This is a genomic window from Pseudomonas sp. LBUM1679 (assembly GCF_059695565.1).
The window spans coordinates 1913899-1933198 of sequence record NZ_CP166774.1; the positions used below are offsets into that span (position 1 = coordinate 1913899).

Genomic DNA, 19300 nt, shown 5'->3' on the forward strand with positions numbered 1-19300 from the left:
AAGGCCTTTGAGAGCATGTATCGAGCCGTTCCTGGCCACAAATTCAACGCTACCGGCTCGCAGCATTGCAAATTCGACTCGATCACGACGGCCAATCCGACCGTTAACGCCCCTCCAACAACTCCGCCGCCTGATCCAGCAACACCAAAGGCTCTTTAGCCTTATGAATATCCACCGACAACAACTGCCGAAACTTGCGCGCCCCCGGAAACCCGGTGCCCAGTCCCAGCACATGCCGGGTGATGTGGTGCATTGAGCCGCCCGCATCGATATGCGCCGCGATATAGGGCCGCAACTGCGCCAGCGCCTCGGCCCGGCTGATCACCGGCGCCGTGCTGCCGAACAGCTGTTGATCGACCTCGGCCATCACATAAGGGTTGTGATAGGCCTCACGGCCCAGCATCACCCCGTCGAACGTCTGCAAGTGCTCGCGACAAGCCTCCAGCGTCTTGATCCCGCCGTTGAGAATAATCTCCAGCTCAGGAAAATCCACCTTCAACCGCGCCGCCACGTCATAGCGCAGGGGCGGAATGTCGCGGTTCTCCTTCGGCGACAACCCCTCCAGGATCGCAATCCGCGCATGCACCGTAAAACTCGTGCACCCGGCATCCCGCACCGTGCCGACGAAATCGCACAACTGCTCGTAACTGTCCCGGCCATTGATCCCGATCCGATGTTTCACCGTCACCGGAATCGACACCGCATCACGCATCGCCTTCACACAATCGGCCACTAACTGCGGATGCCCCATCAGGCACGCGCCGATCATATTGTTCTGCACCCGATCGCTCGGGCAACCGACATTCAGATTCACCTCGTCGTAGCCATGGTCCTGGGCCATGCGCGCGCACATGGCCAGGTCCAGCGGCACACTGCCACCGAGTTGCAGGGCGAGTGGGTGTTCGGCTTCGTTATGACGCAGGAACCGCTCGTGATCGCCGTTGAGCAGCGCGCCGGTGGTGACCATTTCGGTGTAGAGGAGGGCGTGTTTGGAGAGCAGGCGCAGGAAGAAGCGGCAGTGGCGGTCGGTCCAATCCATCATAGGGGCCACGCTGAAGCGTCTCGACACTGAAGAGCCCGTATTTACTGGGTATATAGCTGTTTTGTGTACCATTGTGCTCTACGTGTTTTCGGTGTGTTTTACGGCGTTTTTGGGCGTATTTTGTATGTCGGTGGTGCGATGTGCGTACCACTTTCGATATGGCGACTATCAGGGCAAGAAAACTGGCAGATGGGATGGTGAACTACTCGGCTCAGATCCGCATCAAGCGCAACGGAGTGCAGTTTACCAAGAGAGCCAGACCTTCGCCCGAAAACAGGCCGCCCAAGCTTGGGTTCGAAAGCGAGAGGCCGAACTGGATCAGCCGGGCGCGATTGAGCGGGCAAACCGCCAAGGCGCCACGGTTAAGGAAATGATCGATCGCTACTTGATTGAGATGGAGAAAGTTAGGCCGTTGGGCAAAACCAAGCTCGGGACGCTCCAAGCTGTCCGTGAGTCGTACTTTGGTAAGTTGAACGACCAAAACATCACCAGTCAGCAGCTAGTGGAGTATGCGCTTTGGCGTATGGGCAAAGAGGGTGGAGGCGTCAAGCCACAGACGGCCGGTAACGATCTCGCGCACCTGGGCGCAGTGCTTTCGATTGCACGTCCTGCTTGGGGGTATGAGGTTGACCACCCACGCCATGAGCGATGCCCGACGGGTGTTGAAGAAGCTGGGGTACAACATGCGAAGTCGTGAGCGCGACCGACGTCCCACTCTAGATGAACTCAACAAGCTATTAACGCACTTTCGGCCGGGTCGAGCACCCGGTGCTGAACAAGCTGGCCGAGAAGGGCGTGCTGATCTACGGCATCAACTACAAGGACATCAACGTCGATGCCTTGAAGTGGCTGGAGGAATTCCACAACCCGTACCAGCTGGACATCCGCGACGATGCGGGCACGCTGGGCCTGAACCTCGGCGTGTATGGTGCCCCGGAAACGTTCTTCATCGACGCCAAGGGCATCATCCGCGATAAGTTCGTCGGGGTGATCGACGAGCAGGTCTGGCGTGAAAAACTGGCGGCCAAGTATCAGGCGCTGGTGGATGAGGCCAAGCCATGAAGCGCTGGATAGCCGCTGTGGTGTTGGGCTTGAGCATGGCCGGCGTGGCGCACGCGGCCATCGACACTTATGAGTTCGCCAAAGAAGGCGATCGCGAGCGTTTTCGCGAGCTGACCAAAGAACTGCGCTGCCCCAAGTGCCAGAATCAGGACATCGCCGATTCCAACGCACCGATTGCCGCCGACCTGCGCAAGGAGATTTTCCGCATGCTCGGCGAGGGCAAGAGCAATCAGCAGATCATCGATTTCATGGTCGACCGCTACGGTGATTTCGTCCGCTACAAACCCGCGCTGAACGCCAAGACCGCCGTGCTCTGGTTCGGCCCTGCCGGCCTGCTGCTGGGCGGTTTCGTGATCATCGCCGTGATCGTCCGCCGTCGGCGCGTGAAACGCCCCGACACCAAGGATGAGCTTTCTGCCGAGGAGCGTGAGCGCCTCGACCACCTGTTGGATAAAAACCAAGAATGATTGATTTCTGGCTCGCCGCAGGTCTGCTGCTACTGGTTGCCCTGAGTTTTCTGCTGATCCCTGTTTTGCGTGGCCGTCGCGCCCAGCTTGAAGAGGATCGTACCGCCCTGAACGTCGCGCTCTATCAGGAACGCGTGGCTGAACTGCAGACCCAGCAGGAGGAGGGCGTTCTCGACGCCGTGCAAATGGACACCGGCCGCGCCGAAGCGGCGCGTGAATTGCTGGCGGACACCGAAGGCGTCGAGGCACCGCGCGTGTCCCGCCTGGGCAAACCGTGGCCCTTGCTGGCGGCGATTCTGGTGCCGGTGCTGGGCCTTGGCCTGTACTTGCATTTCGGGGCCAGCGACAAGGTCGAGCTGACCCGCGAATTCGCCCAGGCGCCACAGTCGATGGAAGAAATGACCCGTCGCCTGGAGCGCGCGGTCGAGGCGCAGCCGGATTCGGCTGAAGGCCTGTACTTCCTCGGTCGCACCTACATGGCTCAGGAGCGTCCAGCTGATGCGGCGAAGATCTTCGAACGCACGGTCAACCTGGCCGGTCGTCAGCCGGAGCTGCTCGGTCAATGGGCCCAAGCCCAGTACTTCGCTGATGGCAAGAAGTGGTCGGACAAGGTCCAGGCCCTGACCGACGAAGCGCTCAAAGCCGATCCGAAGGAAGTCACCAGCCTTGGCCTGCTGGGCATCGCCGCCTTCGAAGGCCAGCGTTATCAGGACGCCATTGATTACTGGAACCGTCTGTTGGCGCAGCTGCCGCCCGACGACAACACTCGTGCCGCGCTGCAAGGCGGGATCCAGCGGGCCACGGAGAAGCTCCAGGCCAGCGGCGCAACAGTGGCCAAGGCACCGGCGGTGGTCGCCAAGGCCACGGCATTGCTCAAGGTTTCGGTGGATCTGTCGGCCGAAGTCAAAGCCAAGGTCCAGCCGGGTGACAGCGTGTTCATCTTCGCCCGTGCGACCTCCCGCCCACCGGCACCACTGGCGGCCAAACGCCTATGAAACGACGATTGCCAGTCACGAGCGCCTCTTTGATCGAGACCAGGTTAGCTTCGACTGGCAACACTACATCCCGCTTATCGAGCGCAAGCCCGGAGCGCTGCGCAATGGCGCTCCATTTGCTGATCTGCCGAAGCCGTTGCAACTGCTAAAACGCGGTCTGAGGCGTCACACCAACGGTGATCGAATCATGACGCAGGTACTGGCGGCTGTTCCCATCGCCGGGCTCGATGCCGTGTTGGTGGCTGTGGAGTTGGTACTTGAATCAGGTAGCTTGAGCGCTGACCACATCCTGAATGTCCTGGCTCGACTGACATCGACAGCAGCCCCTCCGTCCGCCGAAACCAGCCTTCAACTCAAGATCGCGCATCTTTGCTGACGCAACATGGTTTGACGAATTGAGCAGATTACTGAAACAAAGCCTTGAGCAGATGAATGTCGACTTTGGTCAGAGCCCGAGCGCAAAGGTCTGTGTAGACTCCGAATTGATGGCGCTCACGCAATGGCGAGAATCCCTTGAGGAGATTTTGCTGTTGCTTGAAGCGGGCAACCTTCAAGCCATAGAGCTGGCAGACGCATTGGCGTCAAAAACGCCGCCATCCCTGCGCCCACAGTTCGACGAACTGGTTTTCATGGTGCAGTCGCTAGACTTTTCCGCTGCGATGCCGATTGGTCGTGAACTGTTGAGATCTGCCTGATGGAACAATCGATGGAAACCTGGTTAGCACATCCCCATGACCGCCCAAAACTCCTCATTGTCGACGACCAACCGATTAATATCCGGGCACTCCATGAGTTGTTTCGTAAGGACTGTGATGTGTTCATGGCCACCAGCGGTGAGCAGGCGATCACGGTATGCCAGACCCAACTACCCGATCTGATTCTGCTGGACGTGGTCATGGAGGGTATGGACGGGCATGAAGTATGCCGTCGACTCAAGGCTGACCCTGCGACCCAGGACATCCCCATCATCTTCATTACCGCACAGCAGCAGGAGTCGGATGAGGTACTAGGCCTGGAACTTGGCGCGGTGGACTTCATCAGCAAACCCATCAATCCAATTATTGTTATAGCCCGTGTGCGAACGCACCTGACCCTGAAACTACAGAACGATCTGCTGCGTTCCATGGCATTAATGGATGGCCTAACTGGAGTGGCTAATCGACGCAAATTCAATGAGGACATATTGGCGGCTTGGCGCCAGTGCTTTCGAGAGCAAAAGCCGCTGTCGCTCATTATGGTGGATGTTGACTTTTTCAAACGCTACAACGACCAATATGGACATCAGGCTGGAGATAGCTGCTTGAAATCTGTTGCCCAAGCGTTATCTGAAACGGTTAGACGCCCCTACGACCTGGTCGCTCGGTATGGTGGCGAAGAGTTTGCCTGCATCCTACCCAATACAGATCTTTACACATTTCATCCAGAAGTTTCTGACCATAATGACGTGAGGTTTCCAAGTAGCCTCTCGTGCAATTTAACAGTCCCTTCAAGCTCGCCTCCAGCCTCTACTCTGAGCCAGGACCGAATAATACCAAGGTCAATTTGTACCGCCGCATGAAATCAGCCACTACGACCTCATCAGAACCACGAGTTTGTCTCACATAGCAGCAGTAGCTTTTTCGATTTTCTGGATATTTACGTATGAGGGTCTTTGATGGAGATCAGGGGGCGGCGATGCTCATCCTGCGCAACCATCGGCGTACCTTTCCACGTGCCGTTTTGCACGAGCCGACGGACTTCGCGTTGAATGAGATCCCCTACAAAGCGCACTGTCTTCAGGCGACGGTGCTCGTGTGTATAGGCAAGCGTCAGGCAGATCGACATGCCGGGCTCATTAAGGGCGCGGGCGGCTAGTTGACCGCTCGCGATCTCCGGGGCAACGGTGCCGTAGGTCAGCAGCGTATAGCCCAGTCCTTGCGCAGCGAGTGCCTTCAGAAGTGCAGTGCTGTTGGTCTCGTAGATCGGATCGAGCGACGCGCCAATCTCGCTGAACGCTTCGTCGACGAGCAGTCGTAGCGCCTGACCGCGAGTGGGCAGAATCAGCGGTGCACCGATGAGGTCGGACATCGTAAGGCGTTCGATGTTGAGCAGCTCGGAGTTGGGCTTGCCGGCGAGGTGAAGGCGCTCCATCAGCAGGGGAACGGCGAGGATTCGAGTGTCGTGTGGCGGATCGAAAAGCACGGCAACCGACAGTTCGTTATTTAATAGTTGAGTACTCAGCACACTGCTTACATCTTGAACGAGACTCACATGTAGCTTCGGCCAATGCTGGGCGATCGTGGAGACGATGTGCGCGGCAAGATACGAGCCGGCCGTGTGGGTTATGCCTATCGCAATCGAGCCGGAAATGTCTTGCGCCGAATGCATCACCTCTTCGCGCAAGTTCGCGAGCTGCACGAGGATGCCGCCCGCCTTGGCGAACAGAAGTTTGCCCGAACGCGTGAGCTGACAGCCGCGGTTGGTGCGGACGAATAACTCCACGCCGAGTTCTGTTTCGAGCCGTTTCATCTTGCGGGTGACGACCGGTTGCGCGAGGTCGAGCTGTACGGCCGCACGTGAAAAATTTTCCAGTTCGGCGACCTTGCAGAAAATTGTTAGCAGGTCGCAGTCAATGATCTGCTCGCCAATCGGTAACGTATGAGTACTCATGTCGAAAATGCATCGCAGGGTGGGGCATTCATCCTAATGAGCCATCGCTGAGGTGTCTATGGAGGACATGCTTCAGTAGGTTTTTATTACTTCTGGCTCGCGAACAAAAGGGTGGGCAGCTCGGTATGGTGCTGGAGACCTACCTTATCTGTCATGTCGCAGCAGCATGTCTGTCATGCGTGGTCGCCACTACCGGCACTCCCATGGCTTGCTTATGCTGCTTCCAGCATGTCGGGCATGGCGCCAATGGTCACCCCCTAGGAAAAGCCCCCCGAACCCGCCACACCGGCCCACTTTTTCGAAACCATAAAAGATGCCCAATCAATCGATTCCCCAAAGTTTTGCCGCTACTTCTGCCGTACTCCGTCGTGTTCGTTGTCTGCTTGACGAGGCGGTGCACTCGGTCGTCGGCTCGTGTGTGGTCAATGGAAAACTCGATGCGTTGCTGCTCGACCAATTCCAGCCCGCCAGTTATGAAATCGCGTTAGCAAGCGCGGAGCTGCTCGCGGCCGAAACTGTCTGCGATCGCAGTGACGCACAAGACTGCGCCACCGATCTGGACTTACGCCTCTCGCTCGCCTTTGCCTGTGACGCGATCATCAGCGTCGTGCAGCGTATCGATGTGTTGTATGTCGACCTTGGCATTTGTGCCAGGGAATTGCATGAGGTCACGCAAAGCGCAGAGTTTACGCACTTGCGCCGGGCAACCAGCAGCAGTGAAGTGCTTGCGCAAATCGGTAGTGAACTGGCCTCGGCCGAATCAATTGCCGACATGAAGCGGCCGGATGACGTTGCGATGGCTCAAGATGCGTTCCGGCGTTTCGCAAAAAAGGTGGTCGCACCGCTTGCCGAAGAGATCCATCGCCAAGACATGACGGTTCCCTCCGAGATACTGGATGGCATGCGCGAGATGGGAGCCTTCGGACTTTCGATACCGGAGTCGCTGGGCGGTAGCGCATCGGACACCGGCAACGATGCGCTGATGATGGTGGCGGTCACGGAAGCCCTGTCGGAGGCGTCGCTGGCCGCGGCAGGCAGTCTCATCACGCGTCCGGAAATTCTTTCGCGAGCGCTTCTCACTGGCGGTACCGATGCACAAAAGCAGCGTTGGCTGCCCGCCATCGCATCGGGCGAAACGCTCTGCGGCATTGCGATTACCGAGCCAGACTTCGGTTCCGACGTGGCCAGCCTGAGCCTTAAGGGCACGCGCGTGGATAGCGGTTGGCTGCTCGATGGCGCCAAGACATGGTGCACCTTCGCCGGCATGGCGAATTTGCTGATGGTGGTTACCCGCACGGACCCCGACCGCTCGGCCGGGCACCGCGGCCTGTCAATCATGCTCGTGGAAAAACCTTCGAGCGACGGGCATGAGATTGATTTCGCGCAGCCCGGTGGCGGCCGTCTCACCGGGCGGGCGATTCCGACCATTGGCTACCGGGGAATGCACTCATTCGACCTGCATTTCGAGCAGTTCTACGTCCCCGATACTCACGTGCTTGGCGCAGACGCGGGGCTCGGGAAGGGCTTCTATTTCACCATGCAGGGCATGACGGGCGGACGCATGCAAACCGCCGCGCGCGCCTCGGGCGTTATGCGTGCCGCGCTTGATGCGGCGATTCGCTACGCCGACGACCGCAAGGTGTTCGGCAAGCCGCTGTCAAGCTATCCGCTCACCCAGGTGAAACTCGCGCGTATGGCGGCGCGCTATAGCGCATGCCGCAAGATGACCTATGCGATTGCCCGGCAACTCGAAAGCGAAGGCGCGCAGATGGAGGCGAGCCTCGTCAAGCTGCTGGCGTGCCGCTCGGCCGAAATCGTCACGCGTGAAGCACTGCAGATTCACGGTGGTATGGGCTACGCGGAAGAGTGTGCCGTGAGCCGCTATTTCGTCGATGCGCGCGTACTTTCGATCTTCGAAGGCGCCGAGGAAACGCTTGCGTTGAAGGTCGTGGCGCGCGCCGTGTACGACCGCGCATTGACGCATATTACGACTGTCGCAAGTGAGGCAAACCATGCTGTCTGATTCGATTCTCAAAGGCATGCGAATTGTCGAGGCGTCGGCATTCGTCGCTGCCCCCCTCGGTGGCATGACGCTCGCGCAACTGGGCGCCGAAGTGATCCGGATCGACCCGCTCGTCGGCGGTCTGGACTATCGGCGCTGGCCGATCACGGCGGACAATACGAGCCTCTTCTGGTGCGGTCTCAACAAGTCGAAAAAATCGGTCACACTCGATCTCGCTAGCGCCGAGGGGCGCGAGCTTGCTGCGGCACTCGTCACCGCTCCAGGGCCGGATGCGGGCATCTTGCTCACTAACTTTCCGCCGCGCGGCTTTCTCGACTATGAGGCTTTGAGTGCTCGCCGTGCCGACCTCATCCAGTTGACCATCACCGGCGACCGGCATGGCCGTTCGGCAGTCGATTACACGGTCAATCCACGACTCGGCATCCCGTATCTCACCGGTAACGGCTCCGCTGACGAAGCCTGCAATCATGTGTTGCCGGCTTGGGATCTGGTGACCGGCAATCTGGCCGCGCTGGGGATTCTGGCCGCCGAACGTACTCGCCGGCAGAGCGGTTTGGGCCAACACGTAAAACTTGCACTCGAAGACGCGGCGCTCGCGGTGATGGGCCATCTAGGCTTTCTCGCCGAAGCGCAGCTCGGACAGCAGCGAGAGCGCACGGGCAACGACTTGTTCGGCGCGTTCGGCCGCGACTTTCTGACCGCAGACGGGCAGCGCATCATGATCGTTGGGTTGACCGCCAAACAATGGAAGTCGCTCTGCGACGCCACTGGCCTCACCGACAGCATCGACGCGCTCGGCCGCTCACTGGACCTTGATCTGCGCCGCGAGGGCAACAGGTTTATCGCACGCGCTCAACTGTCCCCGCTTTTTGCGCAGTGGGTGGGTGCTCGAACATTGCAGGATGTCGCCTCGGCGTTCGACGCCCATGCCGTTTGCTGGAACCGATATCAAACGGTCAGCGAGCTGGTGACGCACGATCCTGAGTGTTCTACCGCGAACCCGTTGTTCTCCACGGTTGCCCAGCCGGGCGTAGGCGACCTGCTCGCGCCGGGTTCTCCTCTTGCCTTCTCCTCGTTCCCGCGCGCCCCAGCACGACCGGCGCCGTGCCTGGGTGCAGACACTGAGCAGGTGCTCACGGACTTGCTCGGGTTATCGAGCGCGCAGGTGGGCGCACTGATTGATCGCAAGGTTGCCGGTCGCCCGCCGAGCTGAGACGTAGTCCATCTGCCTGATTCAATCTGTACGTGCTGTAAGGAGCCTGCTTTGCATATCGATCCACTGCCCGACCTCACACCCTATCTGCGCAACGGCGATACCCTGATATGGGGCCAGGCGACCGCTGAACCCCTGACCCTGACCCGTGCTCTGGTCGCGCAGCGGGCACACTTCGGCCGCCTGAATCTGTTCTTGGGGATCGACTTAAGCGGCACTCTGCGCCCAGAGCACGCCGACTATTTTCGCTTCATGAGTTATTGCGGCGCAGGCGGTAATCGGGCGCTCGCCAGAGCGGGGCTGCTCGATATTGTTCCGTCGCCTTATTCGCAGCTGTTGGGCGCGATGGCGCACGCGGGTAGCCGTATCGATGTCGTGTTCGTGCAGGTCGCCGAAGCCGATGATGACGGCCTGCATAGCCTGGGCCTGGCCAACGACCTGCTGATCGAGGCCATTGGGCAGGCGCGTGTGGTGATCGGCGAAGTGAACCCCAATGTGCCGCGCACCTTTGGCGCGCGACGGTTGCGCCCGGAAGAGATCGACGTGCTCGTTCCGGCCGCCTTCGCACCGCTCGAAGCGCAATACAGCGTGCCGTCGCCCGAAGAAGAACGCATTGCCGAGTACGTCGCATCCCTTATCGAAGACGGCGCAACGCTGCAGGTTGGGTTCGGGGGCGTGGCGGAAGAAACCCTCAAGCGGCTGACCAACCGCCGAGATCTGGGTATCCACTCGGGTATTGTCGGTGACGCCCTGGTCGACCTGGCCGAATCCGGCGCGCTCACGAATGCTCGCAAGAAACGCAATGCCGGCAAAAGCGTCGCTGGCCTGCTGATGGGGACCAAGCGGCTTTATGCCTACGCCGACCGCAACCCCGACATCGTGCTACGCGGCACTCACGAAACCCACGGTGGCGAAGCATTGCGCTCGATTGATCGTTTCGTTGCGATTAATTCCGCGATCGAAGTCGACCTTACGGGCCAGGCGAACTCCGAAGTCGCCAACGGCAATTACATTGGGGCGGTGGGCGGGGCGCCCGATTTTCTGCGCGCGGCCCATCTGAGCCCCGGGGGCATTCCAATCATCGCACTGCGTTCTACCGTGGGCGAACGATCACGTATTGTCGCGTCGCTGTCGGGCCCCACGAGCACCGCTCGCTGCGACGCCGGCGTAATCGTGACCGAACACGGTATCGCAGACCTGCGCGGCTGCTCACTGGCTGAACGTGTGCGGCGAATGATCGCGATCGCCGACCCGGCGCATCGCGAACAGCTAGAACGTCAGGCGCATACCATCCGATGACGTGTCTATGGCCGGGCGCTCCAACCCTGGCATAGGGCGGACCACCGTCGAGGTTGTACGCCGTTCCACCTTTCTTGTCGCAGACGGGGGGCGCCTCCGGCTTGGTCCGCGGTGCACCCACAACATCCCTTGCCAGTGCAGCACCGTCAGGCCATTGAGCCGTGGCGGTAGGTGTCGCGCGGAGGGCTGCGCAATCGCGGAGCCCCCCGCGCGTACGTCTCACCAGACTTTGACGGTGTAGGCTATCAGTACGCGGTTCTCATCGATATCGGTGGTGGCGTTGCTGCGGTAAGCCACGTTGCGCCAGAGCAGTCCCAAACCCTTTAGTGTGCCGCTCTGAATCACGTAGCCAAGGTCGATGTCGCGTTCCCATGCGCGTGCCGCCTGGCCTGCGATGCGAAAGTCATCGGCGCTGATGTAGCGCGCCATCAAGGTCAGGCCGGGCACGCCGACGGTGGCGAAATCGTAGTCATAGCGCAATTGCCAGGAGTCTGCATCGGCGCGGACGAAGTTGTGGTAGGTGCCGTTGTTAAAGCCCCAAGGGTCGGTTCCCGAGAGATAAGACATGCCGGTGCGGCCGTTCTGTTCCTGATAGGCCAGGCTGAGGCGATGGCCCTGATCGAGGTAGCTGAACATTGCTCCCTGTAAGCGGTTGTCGACGTCGCTGCGGCCCTCGCCATTGCTGTCGATATAGCGCACGTCGGCTTTTAGCTTGGCTGTTTTGCCCAGCGGCACGGTGTAGACCAGATTGGCGATGGACTGACTGTAGTTGTCCTTTAGTTCGGCGCGGTAGGCGGTCAATTGCAAATCGGGCAGCAGCGCATAACTGGCGCCGGCGTAGTTGAAGCGGTCGGTGGTGACGCCACCGCGGGAGCCGTCGGCGGACATACTCAAGTCGTCGTAGTTACCCGAATCGCGCTGGTGTACGGCACGGAATTGGCCGCCGATGAGCATCAGCTTGTCGATGTCTTTCGACAGTACCTGGGCGCCCTGGAAGGTCTGTGGCAACAGACGAGTGTCGTTGCGCAGCGCCACTGGCAACACCGGTTCGTGGTCGCCGACGCTAATGTTGGTCTGGGATATACGCGCCTTGGCGGTCAGGCCGAGGAAACTGTAGTCGTCGGCCGACTGGCCATTTTGCGGATTGCGCCGCAGGGCGCCGGCACCGCTGGTGCCAGCGCCAGAGTCGAGCTTGAGGCCGGCCAGCCCCAAGGCGTCGAGGCCAAAGCCGACCGGGCCATCGGTGTAGCCGGAGTTGAAGCGCAGGAGGAAGCCCTGGGCCCACTCCTCAGCCTTGGACTGACTCTGGCCGTCATGCCTGGGCGTGTCGGGGCGGTCAGCGTCCCGGTAATCGCGATTTATGTAGAAGTTGCGGGTATCCAAACGCAGGTGACTGTCGTCGATGAAGTCGGCACAGGCCAGGCTGGGGAGCAAGCCGGCGAGGCAGGGCAGCAGCCCCTTGGGAGACGCGAGGAAGTGCATGTTGTTTACCTATAATTATTTTTGTGGCTGGTATCGCAACGGTTGTTGCATGACATAACGTCAGGTGAATCTGAACCGGCAAAGCACGCGCAGTGAGCCTGGGTAGGTCGCTCCAGACCCTCGGTGTTGGCTCGGCGACCCCGCGCCAGGCGAGCACAGTCCAAGTGCGACGGCCAGGCTACTCACCTGCGTTTTGTGAGACGAATAGATGCTTGCGTCATGGCTCAAAGCCTTGTGGTAGCGACAGCAGCCATGCATTGGCAATCGCTGCGGACAACTGGACTATAAGAGCCGCTCAGGAGCGCGGGTAGGAGCGCGCCAGCATCGCAGCCATGATCAAGCTGTATGCCAAGGAAGGCGTCTGGCGCATCCGCGCCTTCATGACGACGTGTGCCGCGACGTCGAGATTTGAGCCCGGACTACTGGGCACGATCACGTTCGCCGGCGTGGGCGGATAGCCCTGTGTTACGGACGCCAGGAGCCGTGCGGCAGCTCGACACCGCGTTCGGCTGCGGCCAGCGCGCGTTGCAGTCCTGCAGCAGCGAGGGGAATGCAATACGCCGGCATGGCGCGCTGAAATCGCCAGCCTTCGGCCAACGGCCCTGCGTCGACCACGTCAAAGCCGAACTGATAGATAAGGTCGGTGCAGATGCGCTTCGCAGCGGCGTCATCCCCTGCGATCGGCAGCGCACGCCGGGCAGGTGAACCGGCAGGTCGGGCGTCTTTTTCGAGATCCCCCTGCAAGATCGCGTTGAAGGCCTTCACGACTTTGGCGCCGGCAAGATGGGCGGCGAGAAGTTCGCTGGTCGTGGTCGCGTGGGTGTCGAGCGCTTCGATGCGTCCGTCGCGCTCGGGGTAGTAGTTGTTGGCATCCATCACGATCTTGCCGACAAGGGCCTCCACCGGAACCTGCGCATAATTCATCAGCGGTATGGCTACGATCGCGATCTCACCGAAACTGGCAGCCTCTAGCGCGGTGCCAACTTTGCAGCTGATTGCAACGGCGGTACTTCCCAGGGTCTTCGCGGCGCGCGAGTTGCTAAGCATCACCTCGTGGCCGTTCTTCACGGCCAATGTCGCAAGCGCGCGGCCGATGAAGCCCGCGCCGATGATTCCGATCTTCACGTGTTAACTCCTTGTGTAAAGGGATCTTGTCTAAATTGAGGGCTGAAAGTGGCGGCTATTTTCGGGCGTAGCGCCGCGCTTCAGCCCATCTTTTGCAACAGACTGAAGAATTCCGATGTGTCGTCCTGGTTCCAGAGCGTGTCGACGAGCTTGACCAGTCGGCGAGTGTCCTCCTCGCCCAGGGCTGGCTGTGCCGTCGCCAGGAAGCGATCGCGAACTGCTTCGGCATCGAGCCAGGGCACGTCCGCCAGTTCGCTGGCAATGCGCTCGCCATGCGCCATCTCCACCTCGACACGGGCAGGCTGAGCGGGCAAGGTCCGCTGTTCGAACACCGGGTCGATGCGCAATTCGGTCAGCCCGATCAGGCGCTGAAGTTCGGCATCGTCGCAGTCGCTGTAGATCGCGTTGTCAAGCTGGCCATGGCCCAGTGCAGCGCAGATCGCGTATTGGAAGCTCATCTTGCTCTGCTCGATGCGGCTGAAGGGGCCTGTACTGTCGCAGCCGGGATAGTTGCGGGCCGCTGAGAAGGTCGAAATGACAATCCGCCGGATCGCGCGGGTTTCTTGAGCACCCAGCTGCGCGTGGAGCTGTAGCGCCGCTGCGGCCGCGGTCTGCACAAAGTTGCAGCCGGGCACGGGCTTGTGGGTGACGTCCAGCAGGCAGTTCGGGCCCTCGAGCCTGCGCAGGAACACCGAAGTAGCGCTCGTCGCGCTCCCCAGCGCTGCGAATAGACCGTCTTCACCTTCCAGGATGTCCGTCGAAGCGGTCAGGCCAGCTCGCGCCAAATCAAGCGCCACCAGCCCGTTGCGCGCAGCCATGCCGGCATGCACGTAGATCTCCTGACCGCCGGCCCAGGGCCACTGGTTCAGACCGGCCGCAAAATTTGCCGCGAATGCCAGCGCATGAACGGCGGTCTCCTCGTCGGTACCAGTGGCGGCGATGGCGCCTGCCGCCGCGCCGAACGGGCCGGAAATGCCGAGCGGACGAAACCGCCGATTGGTCAACCCGGTCCGGGCGGCGATGCCCAGCGCTCCCATCAGGTGATAACCGGTCGCAATGCCTCGCACGAGAGCTGCGCCGCAGAGACGCTCGCGTTCCGCCAGTGCCAGCAGGGCCGGCAGGATCACCACACCCGGATGCGTGCCGCTGGGCACGTGCATGTCTTCCCGGATCAGGCCGTGCCCGAGGATCCCGTTGGCCAGGGCGGCATCCTCAGCGCTCACCTTCTGCTTCAGCCCCCATTGATGCGCTTCGGGCGCACTTCGGTGCGCTGCGCGATAGGTCTGCGTGGCGGCACCGACCGGGCTGTGCACAACTTCCAGGCAGCAGCCGAAGAAGTCCAGCAGCACCAGGGCGACCTTGCTTTTGGTTGCGGAATCGGGCTCAAGTTGCCCCATGGCCACGGCGGCCTGCGCAGCCCGGCGCGTTGCTGAGTCGGGCTGCTCGTTCATTCTTTGATGTGTCATTTCTTTAGTTCCTATCGAAGCGCTCGCGGGCATCGGCGGCCAGCGGCCGCAGCGTGCCCGGCCGCGAGCCTCGGTGTGTCACTCGAGAATCGCGGTTTCGGCATGAAAGGGCAGGGCGGGTTCAGGCTCGCGACAGTGCGGTGCTCTTGACCGCGTCACTTGCTCGTGGCTCGCGTCGCACAAAAAAGAATACGCACAAGGCAGAGATAATCATCAACGACGAGATCACGTACATCCCATAGGTGAGACTGCCCGTCGCCGTTTTGATTAACCCGATCAGGAAAGGACTCGTCATGCCGGAGAAGTTCGACAAGCTACAAATTACCGCAATGCCTGCGACGCTCGACCGCGTCGAAAGCTGGGTAGTAGCCATGGTCCAAAAGATTGGCAGAGACGAGACGATCGCAGCCCGGGCGAAGGCGAACATTAAGATTGAAAGACCAAGGCTATGTGCCGTTAGGGTGGTCGCACTGAGTGCGAGCGCTGCGATCAAAGCGGCAATGATAAAGTGCCAGCGCCGTTCCAGGTGCTTATCGGAATGGCGGCTATACAGGATCGTGCACACTATCGCGAGCGCGTCGGGGATCATCGCGTACAGGCCGATCTGCTGGAAATTGTCGACACCCAGCTCTCGAATCACCGTCGGTAGCCAGAAGGCGAGCACATATGAACCGCACAGCATGCAGAACAGTACAAAACTTAGCAGGTAGACCTTCGGGTCAGCGAACGCAGAGCGGGTTTGTCTTCCGCTGGCCGTCGCCGTCGCCGTCGCCGTCGCCGCTGCTGCCGCTGCCGCCACTTCACCCAGTACCAGCGATTTCTGTGCATCCGTGAGCCAGTGCGCTTTCGCAGGGCTGTCAGCCAGATAGTAGTAGGCAAATATGCCGATCAGGCAGCATGGCAGCCCCTCGATGACAAACATCCACTGCCAGCCTTCCATCCCATATATACCGTTCATGTTCTGCAGGATCCATCCTGAGACCGGTCCACCGACGATTCCGGCCGCAGCAGTGGCGAGCATAAACAGGGCCACGACTCGCGCGCGCCGCGCCGGCGGATACCAGAAAGTCAGATAAAGCAGCATGCCGGGAAACAGCCCCGCCTCGAACATGCCGATGAAGAAACGCACGACGTAGAATTGCATGGGGGTAGTGACAAACATCGTGCACGCCGACGCCAGTCCCCAGCCGAGCATGATGCGCAGCAGCGTCTTGCGAGCGCCTATCTTGTTCAGTAGCAGGTTGCTTGGCACTTCGAAGAGAAAATATCCGAGGAAGAAGACGCTCGCGCCGAGCCCGAAGACCGCGTCGGAGAAGTCCAGAGAGTGTTTCATCTGCAGCTGGGCGTAGCCGATGTTGACGCGGTCTATGTAGTTCAGCATGTAGCAGACGAAGAGTAGTGGCACGATGCGCAGTGTGACCTTTCGATACACGCTGTCGCTCTCGGAGCGCACGGTAGTGCTTGAGGCGGAGTTAGACATTGTTGTCTCCTTGGATATTCATTCGATCAACTGGGCGATGCAGTTCAGGTTTGATCCTGTGTCAGGCGCCCAGGGCGACCGCTTTCAAAGCCTCATGGATCTGGTCCGCTACGTCGATCCGGTTGTCGGCCCTACGCTTTTCCCGCTCCGCAGCCGATCGTTCAAACGGCACTCGCACCGGTGTTGCCGGATCAAGCGGGCGGGTATCGCGAAGGTCATTGGCAAATGTGCTCACGCGCTGCGCGTAATCCTCGGCGTCGGTGAAGAGTGCCGGATCAACCACGAGCATGAAGAAACCGCAGTCGCTTAGCTTGGGCGGTGCTGCGGATGCACCGCTCATCATGCCCAGCATTTGTACCACGAGCGCGAGCCCCGAGCCTTTGTGTCCACCCCAGGCGGCAAATGCTCCGGCAAGGGCCTCGCTCGGGTCGCGCGTAGGTTCGCCGTCCGGCGCGAATGCCACTCCATCCGGGAGCAATTGGTCCATACGCTGGGCTAATATTACTTCGCCAAGCATGATCGCCGACGTACCTATGTCCCAGATAACAGGGTTCCCGTCGCTCGGAAAACCAAAGGCAATCGGGTTTGTCGAGAAGCGTCCTTCGGTACCGCCATGCGGCGCGACGCGGCGCCCGCCACTTCCAGCGGCGAAGCCCATGAAGCCCGCGGCCGTGATTTGCTCAAGGTAGTAGGAAAACATTCCCGTGTACCAAGTCTGGTTAGCGGTGATGACTGCAATGCCACTCGTGCGAGCCTTCTCGAGGGCGAGATCGGTGGCGCGCTGGGCAACCAGATAGCCAACCTGGTCACCTCCATCGAGCGCCGCAGAAACGGGCGACTCTTTGACGATCTTGATGGCTTGGCGCGGGGTTGTCGTTGCACGGATCCGCTCAATGACCGAAAGCGCCCGTGGCAGGCCGCCGAATGAGAGGCCGCGCAGTTCACAATCGATCAAATGGTCGGTGATGATGTCCGCCTCGGCCGAGGTATGACCGGTCGCGACCATGCTTGCATGGACCAACGCTCGCGCGTCGGGAATGCTAAGAATCATGTCTTTCTCCACTATTTATTGTTCTTATTTGTACGGTTTTTGTTGCGTCAAATGACGCAGGTACTGTCCCTCAAACGCTGTCCCAGGCTGCCAGCGATGGCACCGATTTTTGCAGGGTATGCCGTTCGATTTTCGCCGAGGCGGTTTTAGGCAGCTCCTCACGGAACTCGATGTAGCGTGGAACCATGAACTTGGGTAAACGGCCCTTCAGCCAGTTGTGCAGTTCGCTTTCGCTAAGCAATTGCGCGTCGCGCAATACGCCGACGAGATACACCTCGTCTTCGTTATCACCTGCAGGAACACCCAGAACCGCACATTCCACCAGATCGGGATGCTGGATCGCGATGGTCTCGACCTCGTAGGCGGAGATGTTCTCGCCCCGTCGGCGGATACGCTCTTTCGCGCGGCCGCAGAAGTACAGGTAGCCTTCGTCATCGGCGCGCATCATGTCTCCTGTGTGGAACCACAGATTGCGCCATGCACCGACCGTTGCTTCTGGCTTGTTGAGGTAGCCGTCCATCACGATGCCAGGCAGCTTCGGGCGTAGCACGAGTTCACCGATGGCGCCCGTCGGCACAGGCCGGTCATTCTCGTCGACGATGGCCGATTCCCAGTCATCCCCCACGCGGCCCGATGCACCCAGTTTTCGTTCGGGGAAGGGCGTGAACACCGTCATCCCGGTTTCCGTCATCGCGTGGGCTTCGACGAGCCGTAAGTTGAAGCGTTCCTCGAACTCGGGGTCGTGATGGGCATTGAACATGACGCGCACGCGATGAGCGCGGTCGTCCGCCGAAGCAGGCTTGGCATTGAGGATCGGCGGGATGGTGAAAATGGTGGTGCTGATGGTCGCGTTCGCGCGACGCACGTCCTGCCAGAAGGTGGTGGCGCTGAACCGCGCAGCGATGTGCACCTGAGCTCCGAGCACCAGTGCGGGCAGTGTCGCCATCGTACGGGACATGCCGTGAAAGAGCGGTAGCGGTGTGAAGACGATATCCTCGGCAGTCATGCCTACCGCATTGATGAAGCTCTGCGCAGTCTGGAAGGTCAGCGATTGCGGGAGTATCACGCCCTTGGATGGACCCGTTGTGCCCGAGGTGTAGCTGATGAACGCGGCGTCGGTGGGTGTCGAAGGGGCGCATATCGGATCGCGGGTTTCGATCATCAGCGCGTCCCAGCTGAGCGACTTCGTACCCGGGACGCCGTCGTGCGCGCCACAGATCACCATTGTCTCCAGCGCACCGCGTTGCTGCGGTGCGAGGTTTGCGAACGCCGCTGCATAACCCGCGCTGGTAATGATGACGCGTGATTTAACATCGCAGGTCACGTAAGCGAGCATGTCGCCCGCGTAAGCGGTATTGATCGGCACGCAAATGGCATTGAGCAGGCTGAGTGCGAACCACGAAAAAATGAACTCGGCCGAGTTGTCCAACATCACCATTACCGGCTCTTGCGGCCCCACGCCAAGCGCGCGCAGCCCACGTGCGACTGACTGGCTTTTCAGGTGCGCTTCGTGGAACGAATACGTTCTTCCATCAACGTGCAGAAAAGGCTTGTTGCCGTGAAGCTCTGCGGCCTGGAAGAGCAATTTGCTAAGTGTTCGATCTTCGTGGGGGATCTGAAAGCTCATAATTTCTGACTCGGATTCATGGCTCAAGGCCTTGTGGTAGCGACAGCGTTCATGTGTTTGGAATCGCTGGGAGCACCCGGACTATAAGAGCCGCTCAGGAGGGCGGGTAGGAGCATGCCCGCATCGCAGCCATGATCAAGTGGTATGGCAGAAATGTTCCAGTAGATGATTTGCATCAGCCGCGTTTGACCGGTTAGGGGCAAGGGGACAGCTTCCAGGTATGTGGTTTTGGTATCTCTGCCATGTCCGGATGCTGCTACTGAGGGTGGGGCGATATGCCTATAGTAGGGGCACAAGATCACTGGCGCAGATGCGCTTG

The 19300-nt window shown here is 60.2% G+C and carries 15 protein-coding genes and 4 pseudogenes; 11 read left to right on the forward strand and 8 right to left on the reverse strand.

The window, feature by feature from the left end; all coding sequences use genetic code 11:
* Positions 1-103 precede the first annotated feature (103 nt).
* On the reverse strand, positions 104-1114 hold the full coding sequence (dusA, locus tag ACA062_RS08790) for a tRNA dihydrouridine(20/20a) synthase DusA (protein WP_497456035.1): 1011 nt from the start codon (positions 1112-1114) through the stop codon (positions 104-106).
* 86 nt (positions 1115-1200) lie between these two features.
* Between dusA and ACA062_RS08795 the strand changes: the two are divergent.
* From ACA062_RS08795 to ACA062_RS08825, 7 genes and pseudogenes are all read left to right on the forward strand, one after another.
* Positions 1201-1794 (forward strand): annotated as a pseudogene (locus ACA062_RS08795) (site-specific integrase); the annotation flags it as partial.
* 1 nt (position 1795) lies between these two features.
* A pseudogene (locus ACA062_RS08800) lies at positions 1796-2104 on the forward strand (thioredoxin domain-containing protein); the annotation flags it as partial.
* On the forward strand, positions 2101-2571 hold the full coding sequence (locus tag ACA062_RS08805; RefSeq protein ID WP_497456036.1) for a cytochrome c-type biogenesis protein: 471 nt from the start codon (positions 2101-2103) through the stop codon (positions 2569-2571). The pseudogene ACA062_RS08800 and the gene ACA062_RS08805, both read left to right, overlap by 4 nt.
* Positions 2568-3563 (forward strand): annotated as a pseudogene (gene ccmI, locus ACA062_RS08810) (c-type cytochrome biogenesis protein CcmI); the annotation flags it as partial. The gene ACA062_RS08805 and the pseudogene ccmI, both read left to right, overlap by 4 nt.
* Positions 3559-3942, forward strand: a pseudogene (locus ACA062_RS08815) (IS21 family transposase); the annotation flags it as partial. The pseudogenes ccmI and ACA062_RS08815, both read left to right, overlap by 5 nt.
* Positions 3943-3961: 19 nt before the next feature.
* Positions 3962-4261: a hypothetical protein gene (locus tag ACA062_RS08820; protein WP_497456037.1), complete on the forward strand. Its 300-nt coding sequence runs from the start codon at positions 3962-3964 to the stop codon at positions 4259-4261.
* Positions 4262-4272: 11 nt separating this feature from the next.
* Complete coding sequence (locus ACA062_RS08825; RefSeq protein WP_497456038.1) at positions 4273-5124, forward strand: diguanylate cyclase; 852 nt, start codon at positions 4273-4275, stop codon at positions 5122-5124.
* 77 nt (positions 5125-5201) lie between these two features.
* On the opposite strand, the gene ACA062_RS08830 is transcribed toward ACA062_RS08825, so the two are convergent.
* The gene (locus ACA062_RS08830; RefSeq protein WP_497456039.1) at positions 5202-6215 is read right to left on the reverse strand and encodes a LysR family transcriptional regulator; all 1014 of its coding nucleotides are present in this window, start codon (positions 6213-6215) and stop codon (positions 5202-5204) included.
* Positions 6216-6528: 313 nt separating this feature from the next.
* Here ACA062_RS08830 and ACA062_RS08835 point away from each other — a divergent pair, with 313 nt between their 5' ends.
* From ACA062_RS08835 to ACA062_RS08845, 3 genes are read left to right on the forward strand one after another with little or no spacing between them, the layout of a single operon-like run.
* Positions 6529-8238: an acyl-CoA dehydrogenase family protein gene (locus ACA062_RS08835; protein ID WP_497456040.1), complete on the forward strand. Its 1710-nt coding sequence runs from the start codon at positions 6529-6531 to the stop codon at positions 8236-8238.
* Positions 8228-9451, forward strand: coding sequence for a CoA transferase (locus tag ACA062_RS08840; RefSeq protein ID WP_497456041.1), 1224 nt, complete (start codon positions 8228-8230; stop codon positions 9449-9451). Before ACA062_RS08835 ends, ACA062_RS08840 begins: the two co-directional genes overlap by 11 nt.
* A gap of 51 nt (positions 9452-9502) precedes the next feature.
* On the forward strand, positions 9503-10750 hold the full coding sequence (locus ACA062_RS08845; protein ID WP_497456042.1) for an acetyl-CoA hydrolase/transferase family protein: 1248 nt from the start codon (positions 9503-9505) through the stop codon (positions 10748-10750).
* Positions 10751-10969: 219 nt separating this feature from the next.
* Here the strand turns inward: ACA062_RS08845 and ACA062_RS08850 are convergent, their stop codons facing one another.
* Complete coding sequence (locus ACA062_RS08850) at positions 10970-12232, reverse strand: OprD family porin (protein ID WP_497456043.1); 1263 nt, start codon at positions 12230-12232, stop codon at positions 10970-10972.
* Positions 12233-12564: 332 nt separating this feature from the next.
* Here ACA062_RS08850 and ACA062_RS08855 point away from each other — a divergent pair, with 332 nt between their 5' ends.
* Positions 12565-12690 carry a hypothetical protein gene (locus ACA062_RS08855; RefSeq protein WP_497456044.1) on the forward strand — a complete coding sequence of 42 codons (126 nt, stop codon included), beginning with the start codon at positions 12565-12567 and terminating at the stop codon, positions 12688-12690.
* Between the two features lie 7 nt (positions 12691-12697).
* Here the strand turns inward: ACA062_RS08855 and ACA062_RS08860 are convergent, their stop codons facing one another.
* The 5 genes from ACA062_RS08860 to ACA062_RS08880 form a co-directional block, all read right to left on the reverse strand.
* Entirely contained in the window at positions 12698-13357 is a 660-nt protein-coding gene (locus tag ACA062_RS08860; RefSeq protein ID WP_497456045.1) for an NADPH-dependent F420 reductase, read from the reverse strand.
* Positions 13358-13437: 80 nt separating this feature from the next.
* Positions 13438-14808 carry an MmgE/PrpD family protein gene (locus ACA062_RS08865; protein ID WP_497456046.1) on the reverse strand — a complete coding sequence of 457 codons (1371 nt, stop codon included), beginning with the start codon at positions 14806-14808 and terminating at the stop codon, positions 13438-13440.
* Positions 14809-14944: 136 nt separating this feature from the next.
* Positions 14945-16303 (reverse strand): MFS transporter, encoded by a 1359-nt coding sequence (locus ACA062_RS08870; RefSeq protein WP_497456047.1) that lies wholly within the window; start codon positions 16301-16303, stop codon positions 14945-14947.
* A 61-nt stretch (positions 16304-16364) separates the two neighbouring features.
* Positions 16365-17354 carry an Ldh family oxidoreductase gene (locus tag ACA062_RS08875; protein ID WP_497456048.1) on the reverse strand — a complete coding sequence of 330 codons (990 nt, stop codon included), beginning with the start codon at positions 17352-17354 and terminating at the stop codon, positions 16365-16367.
* A 70-nt stretch (positions 17355-17424) separates the two neighbouring features.
* A complete protein-coding gene (locus ACA062_RS08880; protein ID WP_497456049.1) occupies positions 17425-18981 on the reverse strand; it encodes an AMP-binding protein in 1557 nt (518 codons plus the stop codon).
* Positions 18982-19300: the final 319 nt, after the last annotated feature.

Coding starts and splice junctions, on each gene's coding strand:
- dusA (WP_497456035.1), bottom strand. CDS start 1,114: ATGGTACACAAAACAGCTATATACCCAGTAAATACGGGCTCTTCAGTG.
- ACA062_RS08805 (WP_497456036.1), top strand. CDS start 2,101: ATGAAGCGCTGGATAGCCGCTGTGGTGTTGGGCTTGAGCATGGCCGGC.
- ACA062_RS08825 (WP_497456038.1), top strand. CDS start 4,273: ATGGAAACCTGGTTAGCACATCCCCATGACCGCCCAAAACTCCTCATT.
- ACA062_RS08830 (WP_497456039.1), bottom strand. CDS start 6,215: ATGAGTACTCATACGTTACCGATTGGCGAGCAGATCATTGACTGCGAC.
- ACA062_RS08835 (WP_497456040.1), top strand. CDS start 6,529: ATGCCCAATCAATCGATTCCCCAAAGTTTTGCCGCTACTTCTGCCGTA.
- ACA062_RS08840 (WP_497456041.1), top strand. CDS start 8,228: ATGCTGTCTGATTCGATTCTCAAAGGCATGCGAATTGTCGAGGCGTCG.
- ACA062_RS08850 (WP_497456043.1), bottom strand. CDS start 12,232: ATGCACTTCCTCGCGTCTCCCAAGGGGCTGCTGCCCTGCCTCGCCGGC.
- ACA062_RS08855 (WP_497456044.1), top strand. CDS start 12,565: ATGATCAAGCTGTATGCCAAGGAAGGCGTCTGGCGCATCCGCGCCTTC.
- ACA062_RS08865 (WP_497456046.1), bottom strand. CDS start 14,808: ATGAACGAGCAGCCCGACTCAGCAACGCGCCGGGCTGCGCAGGCCGCC.
- ACA062_RS08870 (WP_497456047.1), bottom strand. CDS start 16,303: ATGTCTAACTCCGCCTCAAGCACTACCGTGCGCTCCGAGAGCGACAGC.
- ACA062_RS08875 (WP_497456048.1), bottom strand. CDS start 17,354: ATGATTCTTAGCATTCCCGACGCGCGAGCGTTGGTCCATGCAAGCATG.
- ACA062_RS08880 (WP_497456049.1), bottom strand. CDS start 18,981: ATGAGCTTTCAGATCCCCCACGAAGATCGAACACTTAGCAAATTGCTC.